At 61.2% G+C, this 13107-nt stretch carries 7 protein-coding genes; 1 reads left to right on the top strand and 6 read right to left on the bottom strand.

What is annotated here, in order from left to right:
* Positions 1-198: 198 nt before the first annotated feature.
* The 3 genes from AEQ67_RS11525 to aceK all read right to left on the bottom strand — a co-directional run bounded on the left by AEQ67_RS11525 (position 199) and on the right by aceK (position 7499).
* Positions 199-1320: a beta-ketoacyl-ACP synthase III gene (locus tag AEQ67_RS11525; protein WP_059403987.1), complete on the bottom strand. Its 1122-nt coding sequence runs from the start codon at positions 1318-1320 to the stop codon at positions 199-201.
* A gap of 363 nt (positions 1321-1683) precedes the next feature.
* Positions 1684-5595, bottom strand: coding sequence for an ATP-dependent RNA helicase HrpA (hrpA, locus tag AEQ67_RS11520; RefSeq protein WP_059403986.1), 3912 nt, complete (start codon positions 5593-5595; stop codon positions 1684-1686).
* Positions 5596-5780: 185 nt separating this feature from the next.
* On the bottom strand, positions 5781-7499 hold the full coding sequence (aceK, locus tag AEQ67_RS11515) for a bifunctional isocitrate dehydrogenase kinase/phosphatase (RefSeq protein WP_059403985.1): 1719 nt from the start codon (positions 7497-7499) through the stop codon (positions 5781-5783).
* Positions 7500-7677: 178 nt separating this feature from the next.
* On the opposite strand from aceK, the gene AEQ67_RS11510 reads away from it, so the two are divergent.
* Positions 7678-8586, top strand: a complete 909-nt coding sequence (locus tag AEQ67_RS11510; RefSeq protein WP_059403984.1) for a DMT family transporter — start codon at positions 7678-7680, stop codon at positions 8584-8586.
* A 133-nt stretch (positions 8587-8719) separates the two neighbouring features.
* On the opposite strand, the gene AEQ67_RS11505 is transcribed toward AEQ67_RS11510, so the two are convergent.
* The 3 genes from AEQ67_RS11505 to AEQ67_RS11495 form a co-directional block, all read right to left on the bottom strand.
* Positions 8720-10300, bottom strand: a complete 1581-nt coding sequence (locus AEQ67_RS11505) for an aldehyde dehydrogenase (NADP(+)) (RefSeq protein WP_059403983.1) — start codon at positions 10298-10300, stop codon at positions 8720-8722.
* 250 nt (positions 10301-10550) lie between these two features.
* On the bottom strand, positions 10551-11546 hold the full coding sequence (gene araD1, locus AEQ67_RS11500) for an AraD1 family protein (RefSeq protein ID WP_059404049.1): 996 nt from the start codon (positions 11544-11546) through the stop codon (positions 10551-10553).
* Between the two features lie 52 nt (positions 11547-11598).
* Entirely contained in the window at positions 11599-12774 is a 1176-nt protein-coding gene (locus AEQ67_RS11495) for an L-rhamnonate dehydratase (protein ID WP_007943924.1), read from the bottom strand.
* Positions 12775-13107 lie beyond the last annotated feature (333 nt).

Below are 13107 nucleotides of genomic sequence, written 5' to 3'. Positions count from 1 at the left end.
GGAAGCCTGAGCTCTTTTTACAGCCTCGCGTTGGTGTACCGGTCCCCATCATCCGTCCGGTACACCAACGCGAGGCTGTTTTGTTTGCGCCCAAAAAAAGATCGCAGCCTCGTTGCACTCGACAGCTCCTACATGGGATGGCGTACACCCTGTAGGAGCTGTCGAGTGCAACGAGGCTGCGATCTTTTTAGGGCGAACTCAGCGCTTGCGCAGGATCACGCTGCCAATCGAATAACCGGCGCCAAACGAGCTGAGCACGGCCAGCGAGCCGGCGGCCAGGTCATCCTGGTTCTTGTGAAACGCAATCACGGAACCGGCGGAGCTGGTGTTGGCGTAGGTGTCGAGAATTACCGGCGCTTCTTCTTCGGTGGCTTCGCGGCCCAGCAGCTTCTTCACGATCAAGTGGTTCATGCTGAGGTTGGCCTGGTGCAGCCAGAAGCGTTTCACGTCGCTGATGTTCAGCTGGTTTTCTTCCAGGTGCGTAGCGATCAGCTCGGCGACCATCGGGCAGACGTCGCGGAACACCTTGCGGCCTTCCTGCACGAACAGTTTGTCCTTGGCGCCGATGCCCTCTTCCGCCGCGCGGTTGAGGAAGCCGAAGTTGTTGCGGATGTTGTTGGAGAACTTGGTCAGCAGTTTGGTGCTGACGATATCGAACTGATGCTTGGACGTCGCCAGGTCGGCACGTTCGATGATCACTGCGGTCGCGGCGTCGCCGAAGATGAAGTGGCTGTCACGATCGCGGAAGTTCAGGTGGCCGGTGCAGACTTCCGGGTTGACCATCAGGATTGCCCGGGCCTGGCCCAGTTGCACGCTGTTGGCGGCGGCCTGAATGCCGAAGGTCGCCGAGGAGCAGGCGACGTTCATGTCGAAACCGAAGCCCTGGATGCCCAGTGCTTCCTGGACTTCGATGGCGATGGCCGGGTAGGCGCGTTGCAGGTTGGAGCAGGCGACGATCACGCCGTCGATGTCTGCGGCGGTCTTGCCGGCGCGCTGCAAGGCTTGTTCGGCGGCACCGATGGCCATCTGGCAGAGCACCGACCACTCGTCATTCGAGCGTTCCGGCAAGCGTGGCGCCATGCGTTGCGGGTCGAGGATGCCGTCCTTGTCCATGACGAAACGGCTTTTGATGCCCGACGCTTTTTCGATAAACGCCGCGCTGGACTCGGTCAACGCTTCGATTTCGCCACGCGCAATGGCGTCGGCATTGTCGGCGTTGAATTGCGCGACGTAAGCGTTGAAAGACTGCACCAGCTCTTCGTTGGAGATGCTGTTGGCCGGGGTATACAGGCCGGTGCCGCTGATGACGACGTTATGCATGGTCGTTTCTCTAATCTGGTCAGGCAGAAAGTGTTGGCACCGACGTACCAACACACAAAGGGTCTGTTCCCGTCACGGGAAGCACACCCGGCATCGCTTTATTCCGATCCGCCCATAACCCGTGAAGGCTCAAAACCGCGGGGCCGGCGTTTATAGGCGCGAAGTTTGCCATAAACATTGGGTTTTGGCGCCTTTTGCTGGATCAAACGCTGCGGGACTGTGGGACTGTGGGACTGTAGGAGCTGTCGAGAGAAACGAGGCTGCGATCTTTTGATCTTCCGTATCAAGAGCAAGATCAAAAGATCGCAGCCTCGTTTCACTCGACAGCTCCTACAGTGGTTCGTGTTGATTGCAGTGATCGTGTCAGGGTTCGACTTGGGTCCATTGCTTGTTCAGGCGTTTGTCGGAGATCGGTACTTTAGTCCCCAATTGTTGCGCAAACAGCGAAACCCGGTATTCCTCCAGCCACCAGCGATACAGCTCCAGTTGCGGATCGCGCTTGCCTTCCTGGGCGTGTTTGTTGGCGCGGGTCTGGTATTGCGTCCAGAGGCCGGACAATTCGCCGCTCCAGACCCGATCCCGCTGCACCTGCGCGCCGATTTTCTCGAAGCGCTGCTCGACCGCCTTGAGATAACGCGGCAATTCCTTGAGCCATTGCATCGGCGTTTCACGGACGAAGCCTGGATAAACCAGATGACTGAGCTGCTGCTTGATGTCGTTCAGGGCCACGGCTTGCGCCAGGTCGATCTTGCCCTTGAAGCGTTTTTGCAGGCCGTGCCAGAGCTTGAGAATCTCCAGCGTCAGCTTCGCCAGACGCTCGGCGTGCTCGGTCCAGCCACCGCGTTTGCGTTCGGCCAGTGACGCCAACCCGGCACCATCACGCGGCAACGGGTCTTCGCCCTCGAGAATGCAGCTGTCGAGACTGGCCAACAGAATGTCTTCGACCAGCGCATCGATGCGCCCCAGTTCGCGGTACATCAGGCCCAGTTCGGTCAGGCCCGGCAACTTGCCGCGCAGGAACTTCGCCGGTTCGGCCAGTTGCTGCATCAGCAAGCGCTGCAAGGCGCGGCGATGCTGGAACTCGGCTTCGGCCGGCGTCGAGAAGCGACCTTCCTTGACCGTGCCACCCTCTTCCACCAGCGCCGGATACACCGTCATCGACAGCCCGGCAATCTTCTGCTGGGTTTTTTCGGCAACGGCGGCAAACACTTTCGGCTCCACCGGTTGCTGGTTTTTCGCGGTTTGCGGCACGGCCAATGCGGCCTGGCTGGCCTCGGCAAAGCGAGCAGTCAACTCGGCCAGATCACGCCCTTCACCAAGAAACTTGCCCTGGCCATCGACGATCTCCAGGTTCATCCGCAAGTGACTTTCGACCTGCTGCGACGCTTCGGCCCAGGCCTCGTCGCTGACCCGAGCGCCGGTCATGCGCTGCAACTCGCGGCCCAGGGCTTGAGGCAACGAGCCCTCGGCGAAGGTGATGCGTTGCAACGCCGCCTTGACGAAGTCCGGCACCGGCACGAAGTTCTTGCGCAGCGCCTTGGGCAGGTTGCGCACCAGCGCAATGCACTTGGCTTCGATGACGCCGGGCACCAGCCATTCGAGGCGCTCCGGCGGCAACATCGGCAGCAGCGGCGCCGGCACGCGCAAGGTCACGCCGTCGCGTGGATGGTTCGGTTCGAAGTGATAACTGAGCGCCAACTCCAGATCGCCGATGTGCAAGGTGTCCGGGTAATGCGCGGCGGTGACTTCGCTGGCCTCGCGGGCCAGCACGTCTTCTTCGCGCATGATCAGCAGTTGCGGGTCTTTCTGGCTGTTGACCCGATACCAACTGTCGAAGGTCGCGGTCTGGTGGATCTCCGCCGGCAACCGCGCGTCGTAGAAGGCGAACAGGGTTTCTTCGTCGGCGAGGATGTCGCGACGGCGGGCCTTGGCCTCCAGTTCGTCGAGCTGTTCAAGCAATTGCGCATTGGCCGACAAACATTTGGCCTTGGATTGAATCTCGCCGCGCACCAAGCCTTCGCGAATAAAAAACTCACGGGACACCACTGGATCGATCGGCCCGTAATGCACCGGCCGGCGCCCGACCACAATCAGCCCGAACAGGGTGATCTGTTCAAACGCCACGACCTGTCCGCGCTTCTTCTCCCAATGGGGTTCGAAGTGGTTTTTCTTGATCAGATGCCCGGCCAGCGGCTCGATCCAGTCGGCGTCGATCTTGGCGACCATCCGCGCGTAAAGCTTGGTGGTTTCCACCAGTTCGGCGGCCATCAGCCATTGCGGACGCTTCTTGCCGAGGCCCGACGACGGGTGAATCCAGAAACGCCGCTGACGGGCACCGAGGTAATCGCCGTCTTCGGTTTTCTGGCCGATCTGGCTGAGCAGGCCCGAGAGCACGGCTTTGTGCAGTTTCGGATAATCCGCCGGCTCTTTATTGAGGCTGAGCTGCATGTCGCGGCAAATCAGGCTCAACTGGCGGTGCGAATCGCGCCATTCGCGCAGACGTAGATAATTCAGGAAATTCTTGCGGCACCAGTTACGCAGCGGACTCGCCGTCAACGCCTGGCGCTGTTCTTCGAAACCCCGCCACAGATTGACCAGCCCGGCGAAGTCCGAGTCGACGTCTTTCCACTGCGCGTGCGCTTGATCCGCCGCTTGCTGACGCTCTGGCGGACGCTCGCGCGGGTCTTGAATCGACATGGCGCTGGCGACGATCAGCACTTCCTGCAGGCTGCCGAGTTTCGCCGCTTCCAGCAGCATGCGGCCCATGCGCGGGTCGACCGGCAACCGCGCCAGATTGCGGCCCAACGGCGTCAGCTGGCTATTGCGATCGACCGCCGAGAGTTCTTGCAGCAGGTTGAAACCGTCGCTGATCGCCTTGCCATCCGGCGGCTCGATAAACGGGAAATCGGTGATCTCGCCGAGACGCAGATGCAGCATCTGCAAAATGACCGCCGCGAGGTTGGTACGGAGGATTTCCGGATCGGTGAATTCCGGGCGACCGATGAAGTCTTCTTCGCTGTACAGGCGAATGCAAATGCCCGGCTCGACCCGTCCGCAGCGACCTTTACGCTGGTTGGCGCTGGCCTGGGAAATCGCTTCGACAGGCAAACGCTGGACCTTGGCGCGGTAGCTGTAGCGGCTGATGCGCGCGGTGCCGCTGTCGATCACGTAACGAATGCCCGGCACAGTCAGCGAGGTTTCCGCGACGTTGGTCGCCAGCACCACGCGACGGCCTGGGTGCGACTGGAAAATCCGTTGCTGTTCGGCAGGCGACAACCGCGCGTACAGCGGCAGAATTTCGGTGTGCTTGAGTTGGGCCTTGCGCAGCATGTCCGCCGCGTCGCGAATCTCGCGCTCGCCGGGCAGGAACACCAGCACATCGCCGGGGCTCTTGCGTTCGCTGCGTTCGAACGCGGCAATTTCGTCGAGGGTGGCGAGGATCGCCTGGTCCACGGTCAAGTCGTCCTCGACGCGGTTGCCCTCTTCATCCTGCTCCAGGGTCAGCGGGCGATACCAGGTGTCCACCGGGAAGGTACGGCCCGAGACCTCGACGATGGGCGCATCGTCGAAGTGCTTGGAGAAACGCTCCAGGTCGATGGTCGCCGAAGTGATGATGACTTTCAGGTCCGGACGACGCGGCAGCAGGGTTTTCAGGTAGCCGAGCAGGAAATCGATGTTGAGGCTGCGTTCGTGGGCTTCGTCGACGATGATCGTGTCGTAGCGTTCGAGGTAGCGGTCGTTCTGGGTTTCCGCCAGCAGGATGCCGTCGGTCATCAGCTTGATCAGGGTGTTGGAATCGCTCTGATCCTCGAACCGCACCTGATAGCCGACCAGTGCGCCCAACGGCGTAGCCAGCTCTTCGGCGACCCGGCTGGCGACGCTGCGGGCAGCGATTCGACGCGGCTGGGTGTGGCCGATCAGGCCATGCTGGCCTCGACCGATTTCCAGGCAGATCTTCGGTAATTGGGTGGTTTTACCCGAGCCGGTTTCGCCGGCGATGATCAGCACCTGGTGCTTGAGCAGCGCTGCTTTGATTTCGTCACGCTTGGCGGCGATCGGCAGGCTGTCGTCGTAACGAATCACCGGCAGGCTGGCACGCCGCGCCAGCACCTGATCACAGGACGCCTGCATACGCGTCACCCACTGGGCCAGCTTGGCCTCGTCAGGTTTTTTGCGCAGCTCAAGCAACTGCCGCCGCAGCCGGTGGCGGTCGGCGAGCATGGCGTGATCGAGGTTTTTCAGCAGTTTGTCGATTGAAGGCGATTCGTCAGTCATCAGGTACGCAAAAGTCGTCTAGTGGCGCAGGGGGCGGATTGTCGCAGATTTTACGACCGCTGCGCGGCCGATCGCGGGCAAGCCCGCTCCCACATTGAATCTATGGGGACCACAAAATCGGAGGCACCACGGTCAAATGTGGGAGCGGGCTTGCCCGCGATCGATTGCGCAGCAATCGCAGAGAACTACTCGTTATCAAGGCCTTTGCGCCGATACGGGAACACGTCGATGATCTTCCCGCCCCGAATGGCTTCCTGCAGGCTTTTCCAGTAATCGGCGTTGTACAACTCGCCATGCAACTGATCGAACAGCTTGCGTTGCCCCGAATCGGCAAACAAAAACGGCGGAAATTCCTCGGGGAACACATCCAGCGGCCCGATCGAATACCACGGCTCAGACGCCATTTCATCTTCAGGGGTGCGCGGTTGCGGGATGTGGCGGAAGTTGGCTTCGGTCAGGAAGCAGATCTCGTCGTAGTCATAAAACACTACGCGCCCGTGACGGGTGACACCGAAGTTCTTCAGCAGCATGTCGCCAGGGAAAATGTTCGCCGCCGCCAGTTGCTTGATCGCCAGGCCGTAATCTTCCAGCGCCTCGCGGACTTGAGCGTCGTTGGCGTTTTCCAGGTACAGGTTCAACGGCGTCATCCGCCGTTCGGTCCAGCAGTGACGGATCAGCACCGTGTCGTCTTCCACCGACACGGTGGACGCCGCAACCTCAAGCAGTTCTTCCAGGCACGCTGGATCGAATTTGCTCAACGGGAAGCGGAAGTCGGCGAATTCCTGGGTATCGGCCATGCGCCCGACGCGGTCGACGCTTTTCACCAAGCGATACTTCTCGATCACCGTGGCGCGGTCGACGTTTTTCGACGGCGAGAAACGGTCCTTGATGATTTTGAATACGGTATTGAAACCCGGCAGGGTAAACACGCTCATCACCATGCCGCGCACGCCGGGGGCCATGATGAACTGGTCGTCGGTGTTGGCCAGGTGATTGATCAGCGCGCGGTAAAACTCGGATTTGCCGTGCTTGTAGAAGCCGATCGAGGTGTACAGCTCGGCGATGTGCTTGCCCGGCAGGATGCGCTTGAGGAAACCGATGAACTCCGCCGGCACCGGCACGTCGACCATGAAATACGAACGGGTGAACGAGAAAATGATCGAGACGTCCGCTTCATCGGTGATCAGCGCATCGATCTGAATCCCGCGACCTTCACGGTGCAGCAGCGGAATCACCAGCGGCCATTGTTCGTCCTGGGTGTAGATGCGCCCCACCAGGTACGCGCCCTTGTTGCGGTAGAGCACCGAGGAAAACAGCTCGACGCTCAAATCCGGGTCCTTGCAGACCCAGTCCGGCAGGTTCTCGCGCAGTTGCGCTTCGAGGCGCCGCAGGTCGCCGGCCAGGTCGGCGTAGTCTTCGCTGAAACGGTAGTCGGCAAAGATGCTCGCGAGCATGCCCGACAACTGGCCCTGAGGCTTATAGGTGCGGGTTTGCGCGGCGCGGGCCCGGCGCAGGCTCGGCCGGGTGGTGTGGATGAACATGCAGCCGTCGCTGATCAGGTCATGGCTGAACAGCCCGCAGAAGATCGAGTTGTACCAGGTCTCCGACAGTTCATCGTCGAAACGCAGGTCGATCAGGGTGATGTACGCGCTTTTGACCAGCGGCCAGCAACTGACGTCCAGCGTTTGCGTATCAAACGCGACGCGTAGACGCTCCACCGTTTCGCTGACTTTCTCTTCGTACAGATTGATCCGTGCGGCCGAGGCGATTTGCGTCTCCTGCCACTTGGCTTGCTCGAAGCGAGCCCGGGCACCGTCGGTGATCTGCCGGAAATGCTCGCGGTAATCGTCAAAGCCATCGAGGATCAGTCGGGCGATATCGGCGGCTGGCCATTGCTGCGGCATGGTGAGACCTCTGCGGGAATTTCGGAAGCCTGAGCTTAGCCAGTGAACCGGGTGCAGGAGAAGTGTAATTTTTGAGACAGGCCCTGGAATGCGCCTGGCGAGTTCGATGCTCGTTTTTCGGTTGCCATCGATCAGGCGCTCGGCAACACTCTCGGCCCCATCAAGCCAGGAATGCGCCATGAGCCCCGTCGATATTTTTCGTTTACTGTCGCTGGCGGCCATCTGGGGCGCGAGCTTCTTGTTCATGCGCATCATTGCGCCGGTGCTTGGCACCGTTCCGACGGCGTTTTTCCGTGTTTCGATTGCCGCCGCCGGCTTGTTGGTGATTCTCGGATTGATGCGCATCAGCTGGGACTTCAAGGGCAAGCTCAAGACCGTGATGCTGCTCGGGGTGATCAACTCGGGGATTCCGGCGACGCTCTACTCCGTGGCGGCCCAGGTGTTGCCGGCCGGTTACTCGGCGATTTTCAACGCCACCACGCCGTTGATGGGCGTGTTGATTGGCGGCCTGTTTTTCAGTGAACGACTGACTGCCGCCAAGCTGGGCGGGGTGTTTCTCGGCTTGCTTGGCGTCGGCGTCTTGACCCGTGCCGGGCCGGTGGCGTTCGACCTGTCACTGCTGCTGGGCGCCCTGGCCTGCCTGCTCGCCACCACGTGTTATGGCTTTGCCGGGTTCCTTGCCCGGCGCTGGCTCGATCAGGCCGGCGGGCTCGACAGCCGTCTTTCGGCGCTGGGCAGCATGCTCGGGGCGACGTTGTTCCTGTTGCCGTTGTTCGGTTACAGCGTGATCAGCCAGCCACCGGCGAGCTGGGGTGGCTGGAATGTCTGGCTGTCGTTGCTGGGGTTGGGGCTGATGTGTACCGCGCTGGCGTACATAATCTACTTCCGTTTGCTCAGCTCGGTCGGACCGGTGAAGTCGATGACCACGACCTTCCTGATCCCGCCGTTCGGTGTGTTGTGGGGGGCGTTGTTGCTGGATGAGCCGCTGTCGATGGCGCACATTTATGGCGGGGGGTTGGTTGCGGCGGGGTTGTGGTTGGTATTGAAGCCGACGGTGGTGAAGGCTGCTGTGGCAGCCGCCAAGTAAATTGGGTAGTGCGGCTGATGACGCCTTCGCGGGCAAGCCCGCTCCCACAGTGATTGTTATCGTTCACATATTTTGTGTTCAACCCCGAACCCTGTGGGAGCGGGCTTGCCCGCGATGGCGTCGGCTCAGACAACTACAAAGCCGACTGACTCACCTCCCCACCCACCAACCGCCGAATCCCCAGCGGATTAGCGTTCTGCAACGCCTCGGGCAACAACGCATCCGGATAATTCTGGAAGCACACCGGCCGCAGGAAACGATCAATCGCCAAGGTTCCGACTGAAGTCCCTCGCGAATCCGACGTCGCCGGGTACGGCCCGCCATGCACCATCGCCTCGCACACCTCGACACCTGTCGGATAACCATTGAGCAAAATCCGACCGACCTTGTCCTGTAACGACTGAGCCAGCCAGCGGTATTCCTGCAACTCCTCGGCTTCGCCAATCAACGTCGCCGTCAATTGCCCGCGCAAGCCGTGCAACGCCGCTGCCAACTGCGCCCGATCCTCGACTTCAATGACGATGGTGGTCGGCCCGAACACTTCTTCCTGAAGCAGTTCGTCACCCTTGAGCAACAGACTCACATCCGCCTGGAACACCTGCGGCTGGGCCTGATTACCCTGTTGCGGTTTGCCTGCCAGGTGCGTCAGCCCCGGATGTTCGTACAGCTCCCTCAAGCCTTGGCTGTAGCTGACCAGGGCGCCAGCATTGAGCATGGTTTGCGCGGGCTGCTGGTTCATGCTGGCGCAAAATGTTTCCACGAAGGTGCTGAACTGCGGCGAGCGCAGACCGATGACCAACCCCGGATTGGTGCAGAACTGACCGCAGCCGAGCGTCACCGATCCAGCCAGCTGCGCAGCGATTTGCTCACCCCGAACCTTGAGCGCTTCGGGCAGCAGGAACACCGGGTTGATGCTCGACATCTCGGCAAACACCGGGATCGGCTGTGGCCGTGTCGCCGCCATGTGGCACAGGGCATTGCCGCCCTTGAGCGAACCGGTGAAACCCCCCGCCTGAATCGCCGGGTGCCGGACCGGCCATTCGCCGACGCCCCCGCCGTAGATCATGTTGAACACGCCGGGTGGCATTTCAGTGCGCTCGGCGGCGCGGATGATCGCGTCCGCCACCCATTCGGCGGTTGCCATGTGCCCGCTGTGGGCCTTGAACACCACCGGGCACCCGGCGGCCAGCGCCGAGGCGGTATCGCCACCGGCGGTGGAAAACGCCAGCGGAAAGTTGCTGGCGCCAAACACGGCGACCGGGCCTAAAGCGATTCGGTATTGACGCAGGTCCGGACGCGGCAACGGCTGGCGATCCGGCAACGCACGGTCGATGCGCGCGCCATAGAAATCACCGCGACGCAGGACATTGGCGAACAAGCGCATCTGGCCGCTGGTGCGTGCGCGTTCGCCTTGAATGCGCCCGGCCGGCAACGCGGTTTCGCGGCAAACGGTGGCGACGAAGTCATCGCCCAATGCGTCGATTTCATCGGCGATGGCATCGAGGAACTGCGCACGCTTTTCGGCGCTCAGGTCACGGTAGATCGGGTACGCAGCGGCCGCCGCTTTGGCCGTCGCAGCCACTTCGGCTTCGCACGCCTGGAAGAAGGTGCCGGGCAGCGGTTCACCAGTGGTGGCGTCGAGGCTTTGCAGTTGTAGCGTTCCGTTTGCGCTGCGACGGCCGCCGATGTAGTTGTGTCCGAGAGGCGTGGTCATGAGGCGTTTCCTGATCGATTGGGTAGAAACGGGTCGGCGAACTGTGTAGGAGCCGGCATGCTGGCGATAGCGTCCACGAGGACGGCGTAAGGTTTGGGGACCATTCGCTGGCAAGCCAGCTCCTACAGGGGGGTTGGATTGATCACAGAATCGGGATACGGCATCAGCCACTGTAGGAGCCGGCTTGCCGGTGAAAGTCTTCGCTGGCAAGCCAGCTCCTACAGGTTCGTTGGTGTTTCCCGATCCTTTTTTAGAGCGCGCGGACCTGGCCGATTGGCAGCGGCTGGGCGCTCTCGCCGATGCCGTTTTCCAGCGGTGCACCAAACTCGTCGAGGCTGATCCGGAAGCGATCCCCCGGCTGGGTTTTCACCCCATCGGCAAACGACAGCGTGGCGGTGCCGAAGTAATGCACGTGGACATCGCCGGGACGTAAAAACTGCGCGTATTTGAAGTGGTGGAATTCGAGATTGGCGAGGCTGTGGCACATGTTGTCTTCGCCGCTGAGAAACTCCTTTTCCCAGAGCGTTTCGCCGTTGCGTGTGATGCGGCTGGTGCCCGCCAGGTGCCTGGGCAATTCACCGACGCGCAGTTCCGGGCCATAGGCGCAGAACCGCAGTTTCGAATGCGCGAGGTACAGGTAGTTGCTCCGCTCCATGACATGGTCGGAGAACTCGTTGCCCAAGGCATAACCGACGCGATACGGCTGGCCGTCGTCGCCGATCACATACAGGCCAGTCAGCTCCGGCTCTTCGCCGGCGTCTTCGGCAAACGGCGGCACCGGGAAGTCCGCACCGGGGCGCACGACGATGCTGCCGTCACCTTTGTAGAACCATTCCGGCTGCGCGCCGACCTGACCGATTGACGGTTTACCACCCTCCAGGCCCCATTTGAAAATGCGCATGGTGTCGGTCATTCCGGCTTCGACCGCGCCGTCTTGCTGGTGCATTTTGTCCCGTGCCGAGGCGCTGCCCAGGTGAGTCAGGCCGGTGCCGCTGATCAGGCAATGGGCCGGGTCTTCGTGGTCCAGCGGCGGCAGGACCTTGCCCTGCTGCAACAGGTGCGCATAATCCGGGCCAGGCTCGGTGCCGCGTTGGGCGACTTCTTCTTGCAGGCTGCGTTGGGCGCGGATCGCCGCGAGTGCCAGCTCACGGGTGCTGCGGGTGTCTTTCAACACCTGCACGTGTGAGCCATCGACGACGCCGACCTGGCGCTCACCGGCAGTGTTTTCGAATTGAATCAGGCGCATGACGGCCTCCAGAAAGTCGGGGATGGCACCGCCCATGAGCGGCGCCTCAAGGTCACTCGATGATGTTGAAGTCGCTCAAGTATTCATCGGAGATTTCCAGGCCCAGGCCCGGCGTGTTGTCGTCGAGCTGGATGTAGCCGTTGACCGGTTGCGGCTCGCCCTTGAACACGTAGTAGAAGAGTTCGTTGCCGACCTCGACATCGAACACCGGGAAGAACTCGGCCATCGGCGAGGCGGTGGTGGACATGGTCAGGTGGTAATTGTGCATCTGCCCGGCGTGCGGGATGACCGGCACCGACCAGGCTTCGGCCATGGCGTTGATCTTGCGCGCAGCGGTGATGCCGCCGACGCGGTTGGTGTCGTACTGGATCACGTCGACAGCGCGGCGTTCCAGCAGGTCTTTGAAGCCGTAGGAGGTGAACTCGTGCTCGCCGCCGGAGATCGGCATGATCCCCATTTTTTTCAGCTCGATGTAGCCCTCGATGTCGTCGGCGATCACCGGTTCTTCGAGCCAGCGCGGTTCGAACTCGGCGAGTTTGGGCAACATGCGCCGGGCGTATTCGAGGGTCCAGCCCATGTAGCACTCGAGCATGATGTCGATGTCCGGGCCCGCCAGGTTACGCAGGGCGCGCACTTGCTCGATGTTTTTGCGCATGCCCGCCGGGCCGTCTTTCGGGCCGTAGCCGAAGCGCATTTTCAGCGCGGTGAACCCTTGGTTCAGATAACCCTGGGCCTCTTCGAGGAACAGGTCGAGGTTGTCGTTGGCGTAGAGTTTGGAGGCGTAGGTCCAGATTTTTTCCTTGGTCCGCCCGCCGAGCAGTTTGAACACCGGCTTGTTCACCGCTTTGCCCATGATGTCCCAAATCGCGATGTCGATCGCCGAGATCGCGGCCATGCCGATGCCTTTACGGCCCCAGGCGTGGCTCTGGCGGTACATCTTCTGCCAGATGTATTCGTTGTCGAACGGGTCTTCGCCAATCGCAATCGGCGCCAGGTAGGTGTCGATGATTTCCTTGGCCACACGCGGCGCGAGGGCGCAGTTACCGATGCCGACAAGACCGGTGTCGGTCTCGACTTCCACCACCAGCCATCCGTGGAAACGGAACGAGCCCATGGCATCGCCGCGCTCGAACAGGATGTCGCTGGCATTGGTGCAGAAGTGCGCTTGAGGGGGGACGACTTTACCTTTCCACTCGAAAACGCGGGTACGGATGGCTTTGATTTTCATGAATACAATTCCTTGCGCTGCCGGCTTTTTGTAGTTGTTGAGTCGCTGCGCAGAGCCGCTCGGCTGGACCGGCTTCGGGCATTCGATGGAGCGACTTTAGCCAGCGCCAGGAGGCTGCGGATAATCACTTATGCGTATCCGGCGATAACCTGGAGTGATCGGTTAATCCCGTTATCAACCAGATCGGGTTATCAGCCACCACGCAAAAAAGTAGGAGCTGGCTTGCCAGCGAAAGCGATCTGACAGTCACCTTATGCGTGCCTGTCAGGCCGTCTTCGCTGGCAAGCCAGCTCCTACAGGGGGTTTGGATTGATCACAAAATCGAGATACGGC

This window comes from Pseudomonas sp. RIT-PI-q, assembly GCF_001297125.1.
Classification (GTDB): Bacteria; Pseudomonadota; Gammaproteobacteria; order Pseudomonadales; family Pseudomonadaceae; genus Aquipseudomonas.
Note: the sequence above shows the minus strand (reverse complement) of the source record. Positions and strands in the feature narration are given on the sequence as shown.